16 protein-coding genes are annotated in these 22922 nt (G+C 43.8%); 12 read left to right on the forward strand and 4 right to left on the reverse strand.

Annotated features, from left to right (window positions below):
- Positions 1-100: 100 nt before the first annotated feature.
- The 4 genes from QZ076_RS00040 to QZ076_RS00055 form a co-directional block, all read right to left on the reverse strand.
- On the reverse strand, positions 101-1186 hold the full coding sequence (locus QZ076_RS00040) for a FecR family protein (RefSeq protein WP_293709154.1): 1086 nt from the start codon (positions 1184-1186) through the stop codon (positions 101-103).
- A 75-nt stretch (positions 1187-1261) separates the two neighbouring features.
- On the reverse strand, positions 1262-1834 hold the full coding sequence (locus QZ076_RS00045; RefSeq protein WP_293709156.1) for a sigma-70 family RNA polymerase sigma factor: 573 nt from the start codon (positions 1832-1834) through the stop codon (positions 1262-1264).
- A 318-nt stretch (positions 1835-2152) separates the two neighbouring features.
- The gene (locus QZ076_RS00050) at positions 2153-3595 is read right to left on the reverse strand and encodes an MFS transporter (protein ID WP_293709158.1); all 1443 of its coding nucleotides are present in this window, start codon (positions 3593-3595) and stop codon (positions 2153-2155) included.
- Between the two features lie 118 nt (positions 3596-3713).
- The gene (locus tag QZ076_RS00055; RefSeq protein ID WP_293709160.1) at positions 3714-4730 is read right to left on the reverse strand and encodes a LacI family DNA-binding transcriptional regulator; all 1017 of its coding nucleotides are present in this window, start codon (positions 4728-4730) and stop codon (positions 3714-3716) included.
- A gap of 163 nt (positions 4731-4893) precedes the next feature.
- On the opposite strand from QZ076_RS00055, the gene QZ076_RS00060 reads away from it, so the two are divergent.
- From QZ076_RS00060 to QZ076_RS00115, 12 genes are all read left to right on the forward strand, one after another.
- The gene (locus tag QZ076_RS00060) at positions 4894-5826 is read left to right on the forward strand and encodes an aldo/keto reductase (RefSeq protein ID WP_293709162.1); all 933 of its coding nucleotides are present in this window, start codon (positions 4894-4896) and stop codon (positions 5824-5826) included.
- The gene (locus tag QZ076_RS00065) at positions 5823-6746 is read left to right on the forward strand and encodes an amidohydrolase family protein (RefSeq protein WP_293709164.1); all 924 of its coding nucleotides are present in this window, start codon (positions 5823-5825) and stop codon (positions 6744-6746) included. Before QZ076_RS00060 ends, QZ076_RS00065 begins: the two co-directional genes overlap by 4 nt.
- Before the next feature lie 21 nt (positions 6747-6767).
- Entirely contained in the window at positions 6768-8024 is a 1257-nt protein-coding gene (gene fucP, locus QZ076_RS00070; RefSeq protein ID WP_293709166.1) for an L-fucose:H+ symporter permease, read from the forward strand.
- Positions 8025-8043: 19 nt separating this feature from the next.
- Positions 8044-9060 carry a zinc-binding alcohol dehydrogenase family protein gene (locus QZ076_RS00075; protein WP_293709168.1) on the forward strand — a complete coding sequence of 339 codons (1017 nt, stop codon included), beginning with the start codon at positions 8044-8046 and terminating at the stop codon, positions 9058-9060.
- 73 nt (positions 9061-9133) lie between these two features.
- Complete coding sequence (locus QZ076_RS00080; protein ID WP_293709170.1) at positions 9134-11653, forward strand: GDSL-type esterase/lipase family protein; 2520 nt, start codon at positions 9134-9136, stop codon at positions 11651-11653.
- A gap of 1 nt (position 11654) precedes the next feature.
- The gene (locus tag QZ076_RS00085) at positions 11655-13094 is read left to right on the forward strand and encodes a tagaturonate reductase (RefSeq protein ID WP_293709172.1); all 1440 of its coding nucleotides are present in this window, start codon (positions 11655-11657) and stop codon (positions 13092-13094) included.
- A complete protein-coding gene (locus tag QZ076_RS00090) occupies positions 13091-14581 on the forward strand; it encodes an altronate dehydratase family protein (protein ID WP_293709463.1) in 1491 nt (496 codons plus the stop codon). The genes QZ076_RS00085 and QZ076_RS00090 overlap by 4 nt, the downstream gene beginning before the upstream one ends.
- A 359-nt stretch (positions 14582-14940) precedes the next feature.
- Entirely contained in the window at positions 14941-16032 is a 1092-nt protein-coding gene (gene dinB / locus QZ076_RS00095; protein ID WP_293709465.1) for a DNA polymerase IV, read from the forward strand.
- A 38-nt stretch (positions 16033-16070) separates the two neighbouring features.
- Entirely contained in the window at positions 16071-16664 is a 594-nt protein-coding gene (locus tag QZ076_RS00100) for an RNA polymerase sigma-70 factor (protein WP_293709174.1), read from the forward strand.
- Between the two features lie 75 nt (positions 16665-16739).
- Positions 16740-17729, forward strand: coding sequence for a FecR family protein (locus QZ076_RS00105; RefSeq protein WP_293709176.1), 990 nt, complete (start codon positions 16740-16742; stop codon positions 17727-17729).
- 276 nt (positions 17730-18005) lie between these two features.
- Positions 18006-21239, forward strand: a complete 3234-nt coding sequence (locus QZ076_RS00110) for a TonB-dependent receptor (RefSeq protein WP_293709178.1) — start codon at positions 18006-18008, stop codon at positions 21237-21239.
- Between the two features lie 18 nt (positions 21240-21257).
- Entirely contained in the window at positions 21258-22859 is a 1602-nt protein-coding gene (locus QZ076_RS00115) for a RagB/SusD family nutrient uptake outer membrane protein (protein ID WP_293709180.1), read from the forward strand.
- Positions 22860-22922 lie beyond the last annotated feature (63 nt).

Here is a 22922-nt window from a genome sequence, read left to right on the forward strand (position 1 = left end):
TCACTTTCTAAACCAGGTAGTACTGCAAATACTATCTGGTTTGTTCATTCTACTACTTTTTCACTTATATCATAGGCAACAAATGTTTTTATGGTTCATACTATTTTTTAAGGCTCACATATATTTCTTTCGATTCGTTCATTGTATATTTTAAAGGAAATGACAAACAAAGATTATCCAACACATCTTTGATATCGGGAAGCAGATCCAGTTTGCCGGTAATCGACATGGCTGCCACTCCTGACGTATACTGAATCCGGTAACCATAATACAAGGCCAACTTACTGAAAACCTCATCGAGATGCTTCTGACCTATTTTAAGCATGTTTTCTTTCCAACTGATATACTCTGAAACATCCACTTCGCGTACCTGCGTTTGATTTCCTTTAATGTCGATCAGTTGGTTCGGCTTCAATTGCACTTCGTGCTTGTCTTCCGTAGTCACCACGACACTTCCCTGTACCAGCACAACCGATGCAGAAGCCTCTTTTCCATAGGCCGAAACATTGAAGGATGTGCCCAACACACGGATATCAAATCCTTTTGTCTTGACTATAAACGGACGATGGGGGTTCTTCGTCACATCCAGATATACTTCGCCTTCTACCAGTATTTCGCGTTTATCATCCGCAAACACTGCCGGATAAATAACCTTGGTACCGGAATTTATATACATTTTCGTCCCATCTGAAAAGACGATGTCCACCCGCTTACCATCGGGTACGACAATTTTATGCATTTCATTTTTAAGAACAGGCGCTTCCGCTGTCTGATTATCCAAAACATATTGTCCAAGGTTTAAACTATCACCCGCATCATATTTCAGAAAGGATTCGTTTTTAAGGTTCACCGCCTGATTTCCGGCTACCAGAATTACTTCTCCATTATTTATTGTCGTTGTATCGTTCAATAAAGCGATGTCTAATCCGGAAGGGACATCAGTATCGGCTATCCACCAGGTTGTAGCAAACAGTAGTGCGACAACGGCTGCAGCAGAAGCAGCCCACCAATAAAGCCGGCGCAACTTCGAACGCGACCGGATCTCCTTCACCTGCCCCATCACAAGCCGGAAAGAATCGTCGATTTCGCGGTCGTCAACCATGTCGGCTTTCCGAATCCGTTCGGTCAGGCTACGACTTGTCTGTAGAAACTCGTCCGGAGCGTATGTCGGTTTATTTTTTTTCATACTGCACTTCTTTAATAGGAAAACGGTGCAGGGGAAAAAACATACTCAAAAAAAGAAAAGAAAATATCAATCAGATTAATTTTTTTCGCCATCACCGGAAAAGAAATATTCACGCAGATGGACTAACGTCCGTGACAAAAGATTCCGGCATGATTGCAAATTCATTCCGAGAATAACCATGATTTCCTTATAACTTAGTTCTCTTATATAATATAGGTATAGGATTTCACGCTGGCGGGTTGATAAAGAGGCGATGGCCGCGGCCAATCTCTTCTCATTAATTACGTCTGTATCATCTTTTGCAAATAAAGAATTGATAATTTCTTCATTTAGCGAAAAAAAGTCCTGGTATTCCTCGATCGTCTCCATCCGACGTGAAGACTGAATAGCGTCGAGCAGTTTATTTCTGAAAGCGCAAAGCAAATAGGCCTCTGGATTATCGGTAGGGTGCAAATTCTTACAGTTCAGAATAAGTTTAACGAAAAGGTCCTGAATCGTATCGATCACCAGTTCACGATTTCCAACCATACGGATGCCATATGCATACAATGAAGAATAGAAGCGACGATAGATTTTTCCAAAAGCCATCTCATCCCCCTGTAGAAAGTCGTTCCAACATTCAACATCTTTGTGTCTTGTTTCATCCATAGTATTATCTCATCGTCTCCCTTCTTGAATATCATTCCGATAACGGAAAGATCAGTAGATAAACACAAATATAGTTATAGTTTCTACAAAACAAAACCTCTAATAAAATAATTTTAATATATAAGAAGCATTTTGGACTATTATTGCATATATAAACGAAGATAAATAATATATTTCTATTAATAAACAAGACGAAACACAAAGAACGCAGACTCATACAAATACTATTAATTTTTCAATTAATAGTATTTGTATGAGTCTGCGTTCTGTTTATACAGTCCGTTTTGTCAATGTTTCTTAGCGGGGCTGCTATTTGTTTTATTCAAGTGTAATTACTTTATACTTAGGAACTAATGTTTTCATGATCACCCATCCGATCAGATAAGCGACAGAGCATACACAGAAGATAATGAAATATCCGGCCGGTTTGCCTTCAAACCCCATAAAGGTCATATGAGTTTCATCGGCGTAAACAAACAGGTTGCCGGCCACCTTTTGCAATATCATCGAACCGACACCACCAGCCATACCACCGATGCCTGTAATACTTGCAATCGCTGATTTCGGGAACATATCACCTACTGTAGAGAAAATGTTAGCCGACCAGGACTGGTGGGCTGCACCACCGATACCGATCAAAATAACCGGGAACCAGGGAGAAATAGTGCCTAACGGCTGTGCCAACAATACCACTAACGGGAAAAAGGCAAAGATCAACATCGCTTTCATACGGGCGGCATACGGATTCATTCCGGTACGGTTGATAAATATTGTCGGAAGTTTACCTCCATAAATAGAGAGCATCGTTATTGCATATAAGGTAAAGATCAAAGCCATTCCCAGGGGATCAGACGTTTTAATACCGAACTGTGTATTCAGATAAGAAGGTGTCCAGAAAAGGAAGAACCACCATACACCGTCCGTCATAAATTTACCGGCAATGAACGACCACGTCTGCTTATAACTGAAACATTGCAAAAAACCTATTTTCTTCTCTTCTTCCTCTGTTTTTGCGATACCGCCATCTTCATCCTTGTCCTGCTCAATATAAGCCAATTCGGCTGCATTTACATGTTTACTTTTATTAGGAGTAGTGTACATGAATACCCACATTCCCATCCAGATAAAACCGAGTGCACCGATCACGATAAAAGCCATTTCCCAACCCAGCCATTTAGCCAACGGCGGAATAGATAACGGAGCAATCAAGGCACCGATAGAGGCACCGGCATTAAATATAGAAGTAGCATAAGCGCGGTCTTTCTTTGGAAAATACTCAGCTGTTACCTTAATAGCCGCCGGGAAGTTTCCGGCTTCACCCAATGCCAATACACAGCGGGCAACCAAGAAGCAATACATACTGACGGTAGCCAGAACCACTACCACATCACCCGTTGCAGCGATCAGTTCGGCAGCACTGTTCATCCCAACATAATGTTCTGTTACGATACCGCAACCGGCATGCATACAGGCACCTACCGACCAAACACCGATCGACCAAAGATATCCTTTTTTTGTCCCCAGCCAATCGATAAAACGACCGGCGAATAACATACAAATAGCATATACAATAGAAAATACAGATGTGATCGTTCCATAATGAGATTCGTTCCAATGGAATTCGGGTTTGATAAATTCGTCCCAGGTTAGTGATAAGACCTGACGGTCGAGATAATTTACTGTCGTTGCGAAAAATAACATCGCACAGATTGTCCATCTGTACTGGGTCATTTTCTGACCCACATTGCCTAATGTGCTCATTTCTTACTGGTTTTTCATGATTTGCGGCAAATATATATCATTTTTTTTAATTACAAAGCATATTGTGTGTGCGAATACATGGTAATTTATATTTAATAATAAATCTATTTAAGGTAGATTATCTTTTTCGGGAAGTTTCACGCACCGATAAATGAGTAGGTACGACGATCTGTCGGGGCTTCTCCCGTTTCTTTATCTGCTTGAGGAGTAAATTACAGCATTCCTCTCCCATCTTATAGGTCTGATGAGTGACAGCAGTCAAGGCAGGCTCCACATAATTGGAATGAAGCTCATCCGTATAACCGATCAGAGCGATATCAGCAGGGATACAGAACTGATGCTTTTTGATTTCCTTCATCGCAGCAAAAGCGAGTGTGTCGTTCATCGCCAGGATTGCATCCGGCGGTTTCGGCAGTGAAAGTAACCGGCAACAACCTTCCCGTCCCTCATCATAAGTCATCTTCTTACAGACAATCAAATCATTTTCCACCGACAAGCCTTGTTCTTTCAGAGCTTCCAGATACCCGTCGCGACGTTGTCGCACGATTGCCAGATGATCGGAACCACCCAGAAAAGCAACTCGCTTCGATCCGGTTTGCAACAGATGCAGAGTAGCCATCCGCGCCGACTCCATATTATCCGCCACAACTGAAGGAATATCGTTAGGCATACACACACGGTCGAAAAAGACCAATGGGATATCCATATCAGACAATGAAAGGAAATGAGAATAGTCTATCGTCTCCTGCGAAAGACAAGCCAGTATTCCCTCCACTCGCATGTTCACCAGGTCCTCCACACAATGAAGTTCCTGTTCATATTGTTCATAAGAAGAGGTGATGATCACAGAATAGCCATGCTCCCGCGCTATATCATTAATGCCACTGATAATGGAAGAATAGAAATGAGTTACCAGGTCAGGCACGATAATGCCTATTATACGCGGAGTATTTTTCAACAAACTGAGCGCAAACGGGTTAGGACGATAATTCCACTGCTCGGCAAGTGCCTTTACACGCTCACGCATTTCGGGGCTGATCTCGTAGCTGTCGTTCAGTGCCCGCGAGACGGTCGAAACGGAAACTCCCAATTCGTTTGCGAGGTCTTTCAGTGATATGTGTCTTTTCCTGGCCATCCGGTTTATTCAGTGACACAAATATAAGATTTTTCTGATAGCCAAGGTTCGATTCTTCTCTTTTATTACGCAAACGTTTGCGTAGATTTTTTCATGTAACAGGGTTATAATCAACATATAAAAGCTATACATTTGGCTCCTGACAACTTTAATCATACAAATTATGAATTATTCATATTGCGGAAAAACCGGGATGAAAGTTCCCATCCTGAGCTATGGCGCATCGTCGTTAGGCAGTGTATTTCACGAGACGCGCGAAGCGGAAAGTATCGAAGCTGTCTTTACAGCAGTAGAAAACGGGATGAATTTCATCGACGTCTCGCCCTACTACGGTCATTACAAGGCTGAAACCGTCCTGGGAAAAGCCTTGAAAGAAATACCACGCGACACTTATCTGCTTTCCACCAAAGTAGGCCGTTACGGGAAAGAGGGTGTCAATACCTGGGATTACTCGGCCCAACGGGCAACCGAAAGCGTTTACGAAAGCATGGAGCGGCTACATATCGAACAGATCGACCTGATCAATGTACACGACATCGAATTTGCCGACCTCAACCAGGTAGTCAATGAAACACTTCCAGCCCTGGTGGAACTACGCGAAAAAGGCATCGTAAAACATGTGGGGATCACCGACCTGCAACTGGAGAACCTCCAGTGGATAATAGACCACGTACCGGAAGGCACTGTTGAAACCGTTCTTAATTTTTGCCATTACTGCCTGAACGATGATAAACTGGCTGATTTTCTGGATTATTTCGAAGCGAAACAGATCGGCGTTATCAATGCCTCTCCCTTGTCGATGGGCTTACTCTCCTTACGGGGTGTCCCCGACTGGCATCCGGCACCTGCCTCCCTGATCGAGGCCTGTCAAAAGGCTGTGCAACACTGCCAGTCGAAAGAGTATCCGATCGAAAAGCTGGCTATCCAGTATGCGATCAGTAATCCACGGATAGCTACCACCCTGTTCAGTTCGGCTAACCCTGGCAACGTTTTAAAAAATATCCGCTACGCAGAAGAACCGATCGACTGGCAACTGGTATGGGAGGTACAGGATATTATAGGCGATCAGAAACGGGTAAGCTGGGCCAACTCATGAACAGAACGATAATAGATGCCCACTCCCACCTGTGGCTCCGGCAAGATACTCTTGTCGAGGGTATGCCTATTCGCACACTCGGAAACGGTCGTTCCCTCTTTATGGGCGAAGTACGGCAAATGCTCCCTCCTTTTATGGTCGATGGGAAAAACACAGCCGAAGTCTTTCTGTCGAATATGGACTATGCTCAAGTGGCAGCCGCTGTTATTACACAAGAGTATATCGACGGGTTCCAGAATGACTATTTGCAGGAAGTTGCAGCCGACCATCCGGAGCGTTTCTTCATTTGCGGTCTTTGTGAATTCCGTCGCCCCGGATACTTTGAACAAGCACGGCAACTCATCATGCAAGGATTCAAAGCAATCAAGATACCTGCACAACGACTGTTGTTAAAAGAAGGGCGTGTCTACCTGAACTGCGATGAAATGATGCGTATGTTCCGTTACATGGAAGAACAGCAGATCATTCTTTCCATCGACCTGGCAGACGGGGCCATACAGACAGTCGAACTGGAAGAGGTCATACAAGAATGTCCCGCACTGAAAATAGCGATCGGCCATTTCGGAATGGTAACACGTCCTGACTGGCTGACACAGATCCGCCTCGCCCGTTATCCGAACGTGATGATAGAATCGGGAGGTATCACTTGGCTATTTAATGACGAGTTCTATCCTTTCAAAGAAGCCGTCCGGGCCATCCGTGAAGCAGCCGGGTTAGTCGGAATGGATAAGTTGATGTGGGGCTCCGATTATCCGCGTACGATCACTGCCATCACCTATAAAATGTCGTACGACTTTATTACCCGTTCGAAAGAGTTGAGCGAACAAGAGAAAGATCTCTTTCTCGGGGAAAATGCAATTGCCTTCTACGGCTTCCGCAATCTTCCGGTATTACCTTATATAAAGAACATGTCCGAGTAAAATACCTTAAAATAATTTACCATGAAAAAGAACAACTATGCCTTGCCACTGGCACTTATCTTCAGCCTTTTCTTCCTGTGGGCAATCAGCAGTAACCTGTTGCCTACCATGATCCGGCAATTGATGAAAACCTGCGAACTGAATGCGTTCGAAGCCTCTTTTACCGAAACAGCGTACTGGCTGGCTTACTTCATCTTCCCGATACCGATCGCCATGTTTATGAAACGGTACAGTTACAAATCAGGAATCATATTCGGCTTGCTGCTGGCAGCTTTCGGAGGATTATTGTTTTTCCCGGCCGCCATCCTGAAAGAATACTGGGGTTATCTGACTATTTTCTTTATTATTGCCACCGGAATGTGTTTTCTGGAAACAGCCGCAAACCCATATGTAACAGCTTTGGGGGATCAGGATACCGCCCCGCGCCGCCTCAACCTGGCACAATCATTCAACGGGTTGGGCGCTTTTATCGCAGCCATGTTTCTCAGTAAACTGGTATTGAGTGGCGACCACTATACCCGCACCTCCCTACCGACCGATTACCCCGGAGGATGGGATGCTTATATCCAGTTTGAAACGGATTCGATGAAGCAACCGTATCTCCTGTTAGCACTACTCTTAATAATAATAGCGGTTGTCTTCATCGTTTCCAAACTTCCCAAAATACAAGACGAAGAACATTCGAAGGAAAAAGGTAAAGACCGAAAATTAATCGACTTCGGCGTATTGAAACGTTCGCATCTTCGCTGGGGAGTAATCGCACAGTTCTTTTATAACGGAGGACAAACGGCTATCAACAGCCTGTTTCTAGTGTACTGTTGTAGTTATGCCGGGTTATCAGAATCGGTGGCAACTACTTTCTTCGGTCTGTATATGCTTGCGTTTCTGCTCGGTCGCTGGATCGGAACATTGCTGATGGTGAAGTTTCGCCCACAAGACATGTTGCTGGTGTATGCCCTGTTAAACGTAGTACTTTGCGGAGTGATCGCCCTATGCGGCGGAACAGTCGGACTGTATGCGATGCTGGCAGTATCTTTCTTTATGTCGATCATGTATCCGACACAATTCTCGCTGGCACTAAAGGACCTTGGGGAAAATACCAAGAGCGGGGCTGCCTTCCTGGTAATGGCTATCGTGGGGAATGCGTGCCTACCTCAGTTGACGGCTTATGTGATGCATCATTTTGAAGCGGTTTATTATGTCGCTTATCTGGTTCCGTTAGTTTGTTTCCTTTTCTGTGCGTTCTACGGATGGAAAGGATATAAAGTGGTTAATTAATCTATAATATATAATGTATATGAAAGCAATACAAATTCCTGTATCGGAAACATTGCAGGTGGTCGATATAATGAAGCCCGAAATGAAGAGTGAAGAAATCCTTCTGAAAATTAAGTTTGTCGGTTTTTGCGGCTCCGACCTGAACACATTTCTGGGGCGTAACCCGATGGTCAAACTTCCCGTTATCCCCGGGCATGAGGTCGGAGCTGTGATTGAAGCCGTAGGTCCTGATGTTCCTACCGGACTCAAGCCGGGCATGAACGTGACCGTCAATCCTTACACCAACTGCGGTAAATGTGCCGCCTGCCGCAACGGACGGGTAAATGCCTGCGAACATAATGAGACGTTCGGTGTACAACGCAACGGCGCCATGGTTGAATATCTCTCGCTTCCCTGGCAGAAAGTAATCCCGGCCCCCGGCATTTCTCCACGCGACTGCGCCCTGATCGAACCGATGAGCGTAGGATTCCATGCTGTTTCCCGCGGACAAGTTACCGACATCGACACCGTCCTGGTCATTGGCTGCGGCATGATCGGTTGCGGAGCGATCGTTCGTGCTGCTTTAAGAGGTGCAACTGTGATCGCGATGGATATGGATGCCGGAAAACTGGAACTGGCAAAACACATCGGTGCCAACTTCACCATCAACTCACGGACGGAAAATGTACACGAACGCTTACTGGGGATAACAGACGGACTGGGGCCGGATGTTATTATCGAAGCCGTAGGAAGTCCGGCAACGTATGTAATGGCCGTAAACGAAGTTGCTTTTACCGGCCGAGTAGTCTGTATCGGTTATGCTAAAAGCGAAGTGACCTTCCAGACCAAACTCTTCGTACAAAAAGAGTTGGACATCAGGGGTTCCCGTAATGCATTACCGGAAGATTTCAGGGCTGTAGTCCGTTATCTTCAACAGGGCAACTGTCCGCGGAAGGAACTTATATCTAAAACAGTAACACCGGAAGAAGCACTTGATGCCATGCAGGAATGGGATGCCGACCCCGGTAAAGTATTTCGTATTCTTGTAAAGTTCTGACATATTAAAAATTTAATTACCTTCGCGGAATTAACCATCGCAGAACATAAATCAAGAATCGAGATAAGTTACCATGAAAAAGCTAATCAATTTAATAGTATTTTTTCTGATCGTCAGTCTGAATGGCTGGGCGCAGGAAGCCGCTGAAATAATCCGGGTGGCATGTGTAGGAAACAGTATTACATTTGGAGCTGGGATTGCCAACCGCGACCGCGACAGTTACCCTTCGGTTCTCGGACAAATGCTCGGAAAGGAGTATGAAGTACGGAACTTCGGCTTTAGTGCCCGTACTATGCTGATGAAAGGGGATCGTCCTTACATGAAGGAACAAATGTTTAAAGATGCTCTCAGTTATAATCCCGACATCGTTGTGATCAAGCTGGGGACAAATGATTCCAAATCGTTCAACTGGAAATACAAAGCCGGACTTCCCGGAGATATTCAGACGATGGTCAATGCGTTTAAGGCAATTCCATCAAAACCAAAGATCTATCTCTGTTATCCTCCCAAAGCCTATGTCAGCGATGCCGGAATTAACGACAGTATCATTGCAGCCGGTGTTATTCCAGTGATTGAACAGGTAGCGAAAAGAAACAAATTACCGATCATAGACTTGTATACGGCATTGAGTGGCATGCAGGAACATTTCCCGGATAATGTCCATCCCGATCCGGTCGGTGCACACAAGATCGCCGAGACCGTTTACAAAGCGATTACAGGCAAAGAAACTTCTCACCAGATGCAAACTTTTCCCGGTCTGAAAAGCGAATGGAACGGATGCGACCGTTACGATTTCCAGTTCAAGGGACGCGATGCGATCGTGGTTGTCCCTAAACAGGCGGCTAAAGGGAATCCGTGGATATGGCGGCCGGCTTTCTTCAATGCTTTCCCCAGTGTAGACAAGGCTTTACTGGAAAAAGGATTTCATGTAGCTTATTATGATGTGACACACTGTTATGGAAACCCACGCGCAGTAGCACTAGGTACGGATTTCTACCATTATATGAAAGATTGGTACGGACTTTCTCCGAAAGTGACCCTGGAAGGATTCAGCCGCGGTGGTTTATATGCTTTGAACTGGGCTGCCAAAAATACAGACAAGATCGCCTGTATCTACATCGATGCCCCGGTTTGTAATGTATTCAGTTGGCCGGGAAGAAAGAATGCAGAGTTGTGGAACGACCTGTTGAAAGAATGGAACCTGACAGACGAAGAGATGAATTTGTTCAAAGGTAATCCGATCGACAATCTGGAACCGTTGGCAAAAGCCGGAATCCCGATCATCAGCGTTTGCGGAGATGCCGACAAAGTCGTTCCGTTCAAGGATAATATGGATATAGTACGTTCTCGTTACCTGGCGTTGGGTGGTCCGGTAGAAGTAATTATCAAACCAGGTGTAGACCATCATCCCCATAGCCTGGAAAATCCGGGACCGGTCGTGGACTTCATCCTCCGCCACCAACCGGAATATGAAAAATACCTGCATTACAATGTGCGAGGCAGCCTGCAAAACTCGTTTATCAAGTTCGAGAAAGAACGTAAAGCACGTGTCGCTTTCCTGGGCGGCTCCATCACAGAGATGAACGGATGGAAAAACATGATCGAAAAACAACTGCAACAGCGTTTCCCTTATACGACTTTCGAATTTATAGAAGCCGGCATCGGTTCTACCGGAACGACTCCGGGTTCCTTCCGAATGAAAAATGATATTCTCTCGAAAGGAAAAATAGACCTGCTTTTTGTGGAAGCAGCCGTGAACGACCATACAAACCATTTTACTCCATTGGAACAGGTGCGTGGTATGGAAGGGGAAGTGCGCCATGCATTACTAAGTAATCCGGAAATGGATATTGTGATGTTACACTTCATCTACGATCCGTTTATCCCGATGGTTGCTAAAAAACAGCAACCGGACGTAATACTGAACCACGAACGGGTGGCAAACCATTACCTGATTCCGTCTGTCAACCTGGTTCAGGAAATAGGCGAACGGATGCAGGACGGCGAGTTCACCTGGGAACAGTTCGGCGGAACCCATCCGTTACCGTTCGGACATAAATTCTATGCCGCAGCTATCAACCACCTCTTCGATACGATGTGGAAAGGAATCACTCCCGACAGTCCGGTCGTTGCCCACGAAATACCTGCACAACCACTCGATGCATACAGTTATTACGGCGGCGACTTTATCGACCTGAAAGAGGCTAAACTGAACAAAGGCTGGAAATACATTCCTTCCTGGCGTGCGGATAATACATATGAAAAAAGAAAAGGTTTCGTTGACGTTCCCATGCTGGAGGCAACCCGTCCGGGCGACAAATTGACGCTCGACTTCACTGGAAAAGCGATCGGTATTTTCTGTACACCGGGTCCGACAGCCGGAATCCTTGAATACAGCATCGACGGTGCCCCATTCAAAAAGCTCGATACGTTTACCGAATGGAGCAAATATCTTTATATTCCCTGGGTATATATGCTGGAAACAGAATTAGACGACACTGCCCATAAACTGGTACTTCGTATCTCGAAAGAAAAGAATCCCGATTCTTTAGGTACGGAATGTCAGATACGAAACTTCGTTGTAAACAAATAAAATGAAAGAATTAAACAGGCAGAACGCTCCGGTCACTCTCCGGCCGGAACGTATCATACAGTTTGGAGAAGGTAATTTCCTTCGGGCATTTGTAGACTGGATCATCTGGAATATGAATGCTAAAACGGACTTCAACAGTAATGTTGTGGTAGTTCAACCTATTGAAAAAGGGATGGTCGACATATTGAACCAACAGGACAACCTGTATCATGTCAACTTACAGGGCCTGGATAAAGGGGAAACAGTCAACTGTATCGAACTGATCGACGTGATCAGCCGTTCACTGAATCCTTACACCGATTTCGAAGCATTCATTCAATTGGCGGAACAGCCGGAAATGCGTTTCGTGATCTCCAACACGACCGAAGCGGGCATCGTTTTCGATTCGTCCTGCAAACCGGATGATGCGCCAGCCTCTTCTTATCCAGGTAAACTGACACAGTTACTTTACCACCGTTTCAAAACATTCAACGGGGATAAGAATAAAGGATTAATCATCTTCCCCTGCGAATTGATCTTCCTGAACGGACACAAACTGAAGGAGACAATCTACCAATACATCGATCTCTGGCAACTGGGCGAAGCGTTCAAAACCTGGTTCGAAGAGGCCTGTGGTGTTTATGCCACGCTGGTAGACCGTATCGTACCCGGTTTTCCACGAAAAGAGATCGATACCATCAAAGAAAAGCTCCAATATAACGATAACCTGGTGGTACAGGCTGAGATATTTCATTTATGGGTGATCGAAGCACCACAGGAAATATCCAGGGAATTTCCCGCCGATAAAGCCGGCCTGAATGTGTTGTTCGTTCCGTCCGAAGCTCCATATCACGAAAGAAAGGTTACTTTACTGAACGGCCCTCACACTGTCCTTTCGCCCGTTGCTTTCCTTTCCGGAATCGACATCGTACGGGATGCCTGCCAGAATGAGGTGATCGGAAAATATATCCGCAAAGTGATGTTCGAAGAACTGATGGAAACGTTAGATCTGCCTAAATCAGAACTGGAACAGTTTGCAAATGATGTACTGGACCGTTTCAACAATCCGTTTGTCGATCATCAGGTTACTTCCATCATGCTGAACTCTTTCCCCAAATACCAGACACGTGACCTGCCGGGTCTGAAAGAATACCTGAAACGCAAAGGCGTTTTGCCGGAAGGACTTGTATTGGGACTGGCAGCGATCCTTACCTATTATAAAGGAGGCCAACGTGAAGACGGAACCGAGATCGTTCCCAACGATGATTCGAAGACAATATGCCTGATGAAAGAACTTTGGGCAACCAACTCTACACGGACCGTGGCAAAAAATACCCTGGCAATGGATGAGATTTGGGGCGAAGACCTCAATCGGATTTCCGGGTTGACAGAGCGGGTTATTTATTACCTGGACGCGATTCAGGAAAAAGGTATGAGAGAGGTAGTAAAAGAGATTCTCTGATGAAAAAGTATATCCAAATAAATCCGGTCGATAATGTCATCGTAGCCATAGATCCGTTATCAGCCGGAGATCAGATTGAACTTGGTGATCGTCAGATCGCTATCCGGGAAGAGATTCCAACCGGGCATAAAGTGGCTTTGAAAGATTTCACCACCGGTGATCTTGTTATCAAATATGGTTTTCCCATTGGCCACGCCCGGAACGATATCCCCGCCGGAGCCTGGGTAAACGAAAAAAATATAAAAACAAACCTGGACGGGTTACAGGATTACACCTGGCAACCACAGGACACAACATTACATATTCCCAACAAAGAATTGACTTTTAACGGCTACCGCCGTAAAAACGGAGCAGTCGGCATACGTAATGAGATATGGATCCTGCCGACAGTCGGTTGTGTAAACGGCATCATTAACCAACTGGTAGAAACTCTACGACGGGAAACGAATGGGAAAGGTGTGGATGCGATCGTGGCTTTTCCCCATAATTACGGCTGTTCCCAGTTAGGTGACGACCATGAGAATACCCGTAAAATCCTGCGGGATATGGTAAAACATCCGAACGCCGGTGCAGTACTGGTAGTCGGGCTAGGCTGTGAAAACAATCAGCCGGATACTTTCCGTGAGTTTCTGGGGGAATACGATACGGAACGTGTCCGCTTTATGGTCTGCCAAAAAGTGAAAGACGAGCAGGAAGAAGGCATGAAGCTACTACGCGAATTATATGCCATTGCCTCAACCGACCAACGTACGCCGGTTCCTTTCAGCGAACTGCGTATCGGTTTGAAATGCGGCGGTTCGGATGGTTTCTCCGGTATTACTGCCAATCCGCTATTGGGTATATTTTCCGATTTTCTGGTTGCACAGGGAGGAACGACAGTTTTGACGGAAGTCCCCGAAATGTTCGGGGCCGAAACATTATTAATGAATCGTTGCGGTACAGCAGAGTTATTCAACAAGACCGTCCGCCTCATCAACGACTTCAAAGCCTATTTCCTGGAAAACAAACAGCCGGTCTATGAAAACCCTTCTCCCGGAAACAAAGCCGGAGGAATCTCTACACTGGAAGAAAAATCACTCGGCTGTACACAAAAATCCGGTAAATCGGGTGTAAAGGACGTACTTGTGTATGGCGATCGTTTAACGATAAAAGGATTGAATCTGTTGAGCGCCCCGGGCAATGACCTGGTAGCAAGTACAGCACTGGCGGCCTCCGGTTGCCACATGGTACTCTTCACCACCGGACGCGGAACGCCTTTCGGTACGTTTATCCCCACTGTAAAGATATCGACAAACACCACTCTATCGAAAAACAAACCCGGCTGGATTGATTTTAATGCCGGAACGTTAGTGGAAGGTGAATCGATGGAAACCCTCAGCGAGCAGTTTATCCGGTTCATATTGGAGGTAGCCGGAGGCCGTTTCGTAAACAACGAAAGGAAAGGATACCGTGAAATTGCCATCTTCAAATCCGGAGTCACTCTCTAAGTGGCTAGTTACAAAAAGTGTTTCACCCTAATGAAACAGTTGTTTCTCCTAATTGAAACAGTTGTTTCATTAGGGTGAAACACTTTTGATATAGTAGCATATGTTAATGTTTTTAGTAGACTACTTTCTGCCTTATATAAAAGAAATACATTTTTTCCACCAACTCTGTTATAAAAACCTCTTTTCTCCGACTATATAATAAAGTTCAAACAAATGGATTGGTTGATTCATAAAAAATGGTCTGAAGGATTTAACCTACTATTTAGTGTGGCAAAAAGTATGTAGAGACAAAATCTATACGGTATCTCCTCGCTTTTACGTATCTTTGTTTAGGAAAAGGAGGTTATACGGAACGTAAAATCATACATATAGATATGGATGCATTCTATGCATCGGTCGAGCAACGGGACAATCCGGAGCTGCGGGGAAAAGCGCTGGCGGTTGGTTATTCGGAAGAGCGTGGCGTGGTTGCCGCAGCCAGTTATGAGGCACGTAAATACGGTGTCCGTTCCGCCATGTCGTCACAAAAAGCCAAGCGCTTATGTCCTCACCTGATTTTTGTGCCGGGCAGAATGAGCGTGTATAAAGAAGTCTCTTCTCAAATCCACGAGATTTTCCATGAATATACGGATATCATCGAACCACTTTCTCTGGATGAAGCCTTCCTCGATGTGACAGAAAATAAAAAGCAAATCTCTCTTGCCGTCGATATAGCCAAAGAGATCAAGCAACGGATACGGCAGGAACTGCATCTGGTCGCCTCCGCCGGTATATCCTATAATAAATTCCTGGCTAAAATAGCCTCCGACTACCGGAAGCCAGACGGTCTTTGTACGATCCATCCGGCACAGGCACTCGACTTTATCGCCCAGCTGCCTATCGAATCATTCTGGGGTGTCGGTCCCGTCACCGCCAAAAAGATGCATACATTGGGTATCCATAACGGAGAAAAACTAAGGGAATGTTCGCAGGAAATGCTGACCCGTCAATTCGGAAAAGCAGGTATCTTGTATTATGAATGCGTCCGGGGAATAGATTTGCGCCCTGTAGAAGCCATCCGTATCCGTAAATCCGTCGGCTGCGAACATACGCTGGAAAAAGATATCTCCCGCCAATCGTCCGTCATCATCGAGCTTTACCATGTAGCCACCGAACTGATCGGTCGCCTGCAACGAACCGGATTCAAAGGAAATACATTGACATTAAAGATAAAATTCCACGATTTCACATTAAAAACAAAAAGTATTACCCAATCTCACGAACTGACCGCCTTAAACGAGATCCTCCCCCTTGCCAAACAACTGCTGAAAGAGGTAAATTATGAAACGAACCCGATCCGGCTGCTTGGTCTTTCTGTTTCAAACCCACAGGAAGAACGGGAAGAAACCGTAAAAAAAGAACGGTGGGAACAGTTAAGTTTGGAGTTTAGTGATTGGAAAGTTTCGTATTAAAGTTATATTTGCACAAAATCTAAAAGGGATACTATTATATGCACAAGCGGTTCCTCTCCATATCCGGGCAAACCGATGATGAGTTACTTATTTTTTTGCAAAAAGGAAATGAGAGGGCTTTCACTACTATTTATGAACGGTATCATAAATTACTTTATGTCGTTGCTTTCAAATATTTAAAGGACAACGATACCGCCAAAGATGCCGTCCAGCAAATATTCCTGAAGCTCTGGGAGTCGCGTACACTCCTCAGCATTCAGATCAACCTGAGAAATTATCTGTACACCATGTTGAAAAATCACCTGCTGAACGAGATAAGGAATAACTATACCGCATTGGAGAAGAATTATGAACTGGCACAAGAAATAATCGAATATGAAAACGAAATATTGGAAAAGCTGGAAGAAAAGGAAATGAACGAACAGTTGTACCGGGCTATCGACAACCTGCCGGAACAGAAGAAAATCGTCTGCCTGTACAAACTGGAAAAAGGATTGTCCAATCAGGAGATTGCAGAAAAGATGCAGATATCGATACCGACAGTCAAAACTCATTATTCGCAGGCCATCAAACTGCTCAGGGAACATTTCGATAAGTTGCTAATCCTGCTACTCTCTTCCTTTTTCTCCTGAAAAAGGAAAAAAGAGCAACAAACACTCATACCAACAGTCCAGTTATGTGTCAATTAAGAAAACAGGAATAAGAAAATGAAAACACCAGATAAACATATCATCGACAGAACGCTCGACAATACCGCCACTCCGGAAGAAGCACGCCAGGTAATCCGCTGGTTCTCCACACCGGAGGGTGCGAAATATCTGTCCTCCTTGATGGATGAAGACGCGGAAAAGATACAGCCGGGCAGCGAAGAACTGTATGTAGAACGCAGCATTCCTTCCGATGAGATGTATCAGTATATTATGAAGAGAATCCACCTCCGGAAAAAAAAACAGATACTTTTCCGGGCAGCCGCCATCTTTATTCCGCTACTGTTGTTCCTCGGGCAATTCTGGTATATAGATAAACGCATCGATCTTTTTGCCGATTCCGGTTACGAAGAAATATATGTACCTAAAGGAGAACGCATGCAACTGATCTTCCAGGATGGTTCACGCGCCACACTCAATGCCGAAACCCGTATCAAATATCCCCGGAAATTCGGTTTCTCCGAGCGTAAAGTCGAACTCGAAGGAGAAGCATTCTTCGAAGTCTCCCCGAACAAGGACCGCCCGTTCATCGTGGATGTAAAAGATATCAATGTAAAAGTATTGGGAACGACATTTGATGTAAAAGCCTACACTACCGACCCGGATATCTTTGTCACCTTGGAAAGCGGAAAAGTGCAACTGGCAAACCAACACAGTTCATTAGCCTACATGAAACCGGGAGAAAAAGCGACTTACAACCGGAAAAGCGGCGTTTGCAAAATATCCCGTCCAGAGAACATCAATCTCCTTTCTGCCTGGAAAAAGAATCAGATTGTATTCGATAATACGTCTCTGTCTGAAGTGATAGCGACCTTGTCACGCTGGTATAATGTAGAGTTTATCATAGCTGACTCATCGGTTCTCCACTATAACTACACGCTTACCTCAACAGACCAGAGCATTGAACAGATTCTGAAAGATATTGAGAAAATAACTCCGGTGAAATTCATTGAAAAAGAAGGATTTATCAACATAGAACTAACAAAATAAAACTTTTTTCATTTTCTACTCATACTTTTTCTGGCACCGTGTGTCTACTATATAGAAAGCATCAAATTGTTTAACCTATAAAAAAAGCACACATGAACAACACAACATAATAAACTCAAAAAAATAACCGGAAATATCCCCACATTCCCGGTTATCCACGTACCGAAATTCAAATTAATTTCTAATACATAAATTCATTTCAAAAGTATGAAAAAAAATGGTTCGTGCCTTATCCCCAGGCACCTTTTAATATTAATTGAGAAAATCCCGAATGCAATGAAACTGACATTTTTATTTCTGGTTATCTCCTTGTTAACCTTTACAGCAGAAGCCTCTGCCCAGCGAGTTTCTATGTCACTCAACAACGTCAAGGTTGAAAAAGTGTTATCAGCCATCACCAAACAGACGGGACTCAGCGTTGCATACAGCAAACAGATTGTCAATCTGGACAGAAAAGTGAGTATTCAGGTTGAAAACGCAGATGTTGCCTCGGTCCTGGAAAAACTGGTTGCTGATACCAATCTGAATTACGAGATCAAAAACAATAAGATCTATTTGTTCGAAAAACGGACTGTGACTACAAAACCTGCTATTCAACAAAAAAAACAGATTTCAGGAAAAATTGTAGATCAAAATGGAGAATTCGTTATTGGAGCAAATGTAGTAGTAGCCGGAACAGCGATTGGTACAATTACAGATACAGATGGTAATTTTACATTGGAAGTGCCTAACGGAGCTACATTGAAAATCTCTTATATCGGTTATATCGAACAAAGTATTCCTATTGGTAATAAATCTGTCATATCTGTTATCCTGAAAGAAGATTCCCAAACATTGAATGAAGTGGTGGTGGTTGGTTATGGTACACAAAAGAAAGCTACTTTGACCGGTGCTGTCGCCAGTGTGCGATCGGAACAAATTGCCAATAGAGCAGCATCGGATGCTACGAACTTGCTGACCGGTATCGCTCCGGGATTGACAGCTATTCAACGTTCCGGTCAGCCGGGAGCCGACGGTGCTGAATTTATTATTCGTGGTCCCGGAACACTGAATTCTACATCTCCCTTGACCATTGTTGATGGAATTCCGGGGAGTATGAATGCCATTGATCCGAATGACATAGAAAGCATCAGTGTTCTGAAAGATGCTGCCTCCGCTGCTATTTACGGTGTACGTGCTGGTAATGGAGTGATTTTGGTTACAACTAAGAAAGGGAAAGAAGGTCGCATGAAAGTATCTTATAATGGGTATATCGGCATTCAAAACCCGACCCGTCTACCTAAATGGGTGAACTCTACCGATTATGCGACCTTGTATAATGAAGCGTTGACTAATGACGGATTGGCTCCGAAATATTCAGAGACGGACATCGAAAATTACCGAAAAGGAACAGATCCGGATCTGTATCCTAATTCGAATCAAACCGACGAATTATTTTCAAAAAGCGGATTCCAGCATAGCCATCATGTACAGTTGGATGGAGGAACGGAAAAGACAAGATATAATTTCTCTTTAGGGTATCTGAACAGAGAAGGATTAATTGCTCAAACTGGTTTGGAGAGATATTCAATCAGAGGTAATTTTGATTTCGATATTAGTAAACGAGTGAATTTTGGTATGAATTTCTCATACATCAGACAGGAAAAATCACAACCCTATCAGAGCATCAATGAGTTGGTTCACCGTTCTTATCGTGAAACACCTGTTACTCCGATCAAATGGTCGAACGGGAACTGGGCTGCTTTCATGAATGAACATAATTCAGTAGCAGAAGCACAAGACGGAGGCTATGATCATTATACAGATAATTTTCTGACTGCGATTGGAACACTCGAAGTAAAGCTCATAGACGGCTTATCTGTAAAAGGTGTTGCCGCCTTAAATGGTAATTTCACCCATACCAAAAGACAGCAATACAATCTGTTGCTTTATAATGCGCCTGATGTTGTCGGTATGAAGTTCAGACCTTATTTATATGAGAACAGAGGAGAATCATCTGATATAAACTTACAGGCGTTTCTTAACTATGATAAAACATTCGGGAAACATAATGTGGCAGCGGTCCTTGGTTACGAACAACGTAAATACACTAACTCTTCCATCGCCGCATCCCGTTATGATCTTCCAGAAAACAACATGTTGGATCAAATAAATGCCGGCGATGCTTCCGACCAGCGAAATGACGGAGGTATGGATGAAAATAGTATCCGTTCCGTGTTTGGCAGGGTGAACTATAATTTTGCAGAACGCTATCTATTGGAAGTTACGTTACGTTATGACGGTTCCTCCCGCTTCCCTAAAGATAATCGTTTTGAATTATTCCCTTCCGTATCGGCAGGTTGGCGCATATCTGAAGAAGAGTTCTTCCATTTCGATCCTGTCTCGAACCTGAAATTGAGAGCTTCATGGGGACATTTAGGAAATCAGGAAATTGGTAATTATGCTTATCAGAATAAATATTCTTTAGGGCGTTTGTATGGTTTCGGAAATATAATGTATTCTGGTATCGCAGAAAACTATAGTATGTCCAATGCTACTATTGGCTGGGAAAATACCGAAATGGTGAATGCCGGGTTGGATTTGAATATGTTTAACAATAGACTGTCGTTTACATTTGATTATTTCGTTAGAAACACTCATGATATCTTAATGAGCTTGCCACAGCCTTCCATTTTGGGAGCTTACGCTCCGGTAATCAATGCCGGTGCAGTACGGAATAATGGTTTTGAAATGCAGTTAGGATGGAATGATCAAGTAAAGGACTTTAATTATTATGCTAATCTTAGTGTATCCAGAGTAAAAGATAAGATTACGGATCTGAAAGGAGCTGACACTCCAGGACGTTCAGTTGGCGATCCGATTAATAATATATTTGGTCTGGAGGCCATCGGTTTGTTTGCTTCTGAAGAGGAAATTAAAAATGCCCCGAATCAAGATTATACAGGAGGTGCTTCTCCCGGAGATATCAGATATAAAGACCAAAATGGAGATAAAAAAATTACGGCAGAAGACCGTGTCAACATCGGTAACTCTTTTCCTGGCGTAACTTTTGGTTTGCAGCTCGGTGCAAGTTATAAAGGTTTTGATATAGCAACCACGATTCAGGCTGTAGCTGATGTCCAGGGGTACTTGACAGGAACAGCCGCCCAGGCTTTTTCTAATGGAGCAAGTGCTCTGGAGGCACAAAAGGATCGTTGGACACCGGATAATTTGAATGCTTCTTATCCTCGCCTTTCGTTGAACAACGCATCAAGGAATTATACGCAGACGAACTCTTTCTTTATGGAGAATGCCAGTTACATAAAAATGAGGAATTTACAAATCGGCTATTCCTTACCTAAGTCAGTGTTAAGTAACCTGTTCGTTGAGAAATGCCGTTTTTATGTAAGCGCGGATAACCTGTTCACAATTACAAGTTTCAGAGGTTTCGACCCGGAAACTCCGTGGGGTGGAGGTAATATCTATCCAATGGTTACTTCTTATACATTTGGTTTAAATCTTGTCTTCTAATCGTTAATGATGATAAACATGAAAAAGTATATTTTTATATGGATAATAGGGATCATATTCCCCTTATTTACTGCTTGTAATGATAGCTTTCTGGATCTGAATCCGAGAGATCAATTATCGGAACAAACATTCTGGGCCACGGAAACGGATGCTTTTAATGCGCTGGTCGGCGTTTATTCCCGTTATACGGACGGAGATAACGTTTGGATGTATTATGATCATATATTAGGATTACCGGCCCGGACGGATGAAGCTGTCAATGTGTGGAAAGGTAATGATTATAACAACCTGGGAGCAGGAAATAACAGCCCTTCCATGTGGTATACGAAAGAGTTATGGTCTATCCGCTATCGTATTATTCGTACTTGCAATGTGTTTCTGACTAATATTGACAAACCGGAAATGGATAATACAAAGCGTGAACAAATGAAAGGGGAAGTTAAATTCCTGCGTGCTTTTGCTTATCATTTTCTGTTGAATAACTGGGGAGGAGTTCCCATTATTGAAGAATCTCTGAATCTGGAGGATCTGAAACGCCCGAGAAATACAGCAGAAGAAGTGTTGAATTTTATTTTGAAAGATTTGGACGATGCAATCAAGGTCCTGCCGGAAACATGGTCGTCTGAATATGCCGGACGTATTACGAAAGGAGCAGCTTTAGGAATGAAGGCACGTGCGTTGTTATATGCCGGACGTTGGGAAGAAGCTGCCGTTGCCGCAAAAGCAGTAATGGATTTAGGAGTACATTCGCTGTATCCTAACTATGAAGAGTTATTTGAAATAAACAATAAATATAATGATGAAATATTATATGCTTGGCAATTTGTAGGACAGAATATGGCAAACTATACGCAAATCTATATGCATTTCCCTAGTTATGGCGGTTGGGGTGGAACAAATCCTTTACAGGGCTTTATTGATGAATTTCCTTGTACAGATGGAAAGCCGTCTTATGAGTCTGCGGTATATAATCCCGAAAAACCATATGAGAATAGAGACCCTCGTTTTTATATGTCCATCATATATCCGGGAGCGACTTATAGGGATATCGAAATTCCGGTTTATGGCGATGTAGACTATCCGGGGGCAACAGGAAATTCTTCCCAGTCCGGATATTATACTCGTAAATTTCTGGATAATGGAGCTGTCAGATATGCTTTGATTCCTATGGAAAGTAATGTAGTCATATTGCGTTATGCAGAAGTACTTCTGACTTACGCAGAGGCTAAGATTGAATCCGGATCAATCGATCAGTCTGTGTATGATGCCATCAATTTATTGAGAGCAAGAGCCTATGGGGTTAATATTGGTGAAACGGATAAATATCCTGCTGTTACAGGAGGTTCTCAAACCGAGTTGAGAGAGATAGTACGCCGTGAACGTATGACCGAACTTTGTTTTGAAGGACAGCGCAGAGACGATATTATTCGTTGGAAAACAGCCGAAAAAGCATTGAATGGTGCTTGTTATGGAATACCAGTAGAAAAGGGCAGTAAAGATCATATTTTAGTGATGGAGCGTCGTTTCAACCCTTCTTATCATTATCTCTTCCCGATTCCCCAAGATGAAATCGACCTGATCGGTAAAGATATTATGAAACAAAATCCAGGTTGGGATTAATTCTTTAGACCGTATAATCCTGAGTGGTCGAAATCATTCAGGATTATTTTTAATAATCTATAA

The sequence above is a fragment of the uncultured Parabacteroides sp. genome (assembly GCF_905196875.1).
Taxonomy (GTDB): Bacteria; Bacteroidota; Bacteroidia; order Bacteroidales; family Tannerellaceae; genus Parabacteroides.

Coding starts and splice junctions, on each gene's coding strand:
- QZ076_RS00045 (WP_293709156.1), bottom strand. CDS start 1,834: ATGGATGAAACAAGACACAAAGATGTTGAATGTTGGAACGACTTTCTA.
- QZ076_RS00040 (WP_293709154.1), bottom strand. CDS start 1,186: ATGAAAAAAAATAAACCGACATACGCTCCGGACGAGTTTCTACAGACA.
- QZ076_RS00105 (WP_293709176.1), top strand. CDS start 16,740: ATGAAAACACCAGATAAACATATCATCGACAGAACGCTCGACAATACC.
- QZ076_RS00055 (WP_293709160.1), bottom strand. CDS start 4,730: ATGGCCAGGAAAAGACACATATCACTGAAAGACCTCGCAAACGAATTG.
- QZ076_RS00060 (WP_293709162.1), top strand. CDS start 4,894: ATGAATTATTCATATTGCGGAAAAACCGGGATGAAAGTTCCCATCCTG.
- QZ076_RS00065 (WP_293709164.1), top strand. CDS start 5,823: ATGAACAGAACGATAATAGATGCCCACTCCCACCTGTGGCTCCGGCAA.
- QZ076_RS00100 (WP_293709174.1), top strand. CDS start 16,071: ATGCACAAGCGGTTCCTCTCCATATCCGGGCAAACCGATGATGAGTTA.
- QZ076_RS00115 (WP_293709180.1), top strand. CDS start 21,258: ATGAAAAAGTATATTTTTATATGGATAATAGGGATCATATTCCCCTTA.
- QZ076_RS00050 (WP_293709158.1), bottom strand. CDS start 3,595: ATGAGCACATTAGGCAATGTGGGTCAGAAAATGACCCAGTACAGATGG.
- fucP (WP_293709166.1), top strand. CDS start 6,768: ATGAAAAAGAACAACTATGCCTTGCCACTGGCACTTATCTTCAGCCTT.
- QZ076_RS00110 (WP_293709178.1), top strand. CDS start 18,006: ATGAAACTGACATTTTTATTTCTGGTTATCTCCTTGTTAACCTTTACA.
- QZ076_RS00085 (WP_293709172.1), top strand. CDS start 11,655: ATGAAAGAATTAAACAGGCAGAACGCTCCGGTCACTCTCCGGCCGGAA.
- QZ076_RS00075 (WP_293709168.1), top strand. CDS start 8,044: ATGAAAGCAATACAAATTCCTGTATCGGAAACATTGCAGGTGGTCGAT.
- QZ076_RS00080 (WP_293709170.1), top strand. CDS start 9,134: ATGAAAAAGCTAATCAATTTAATAGTATTTTTTCTGATCGTCAGTCTG.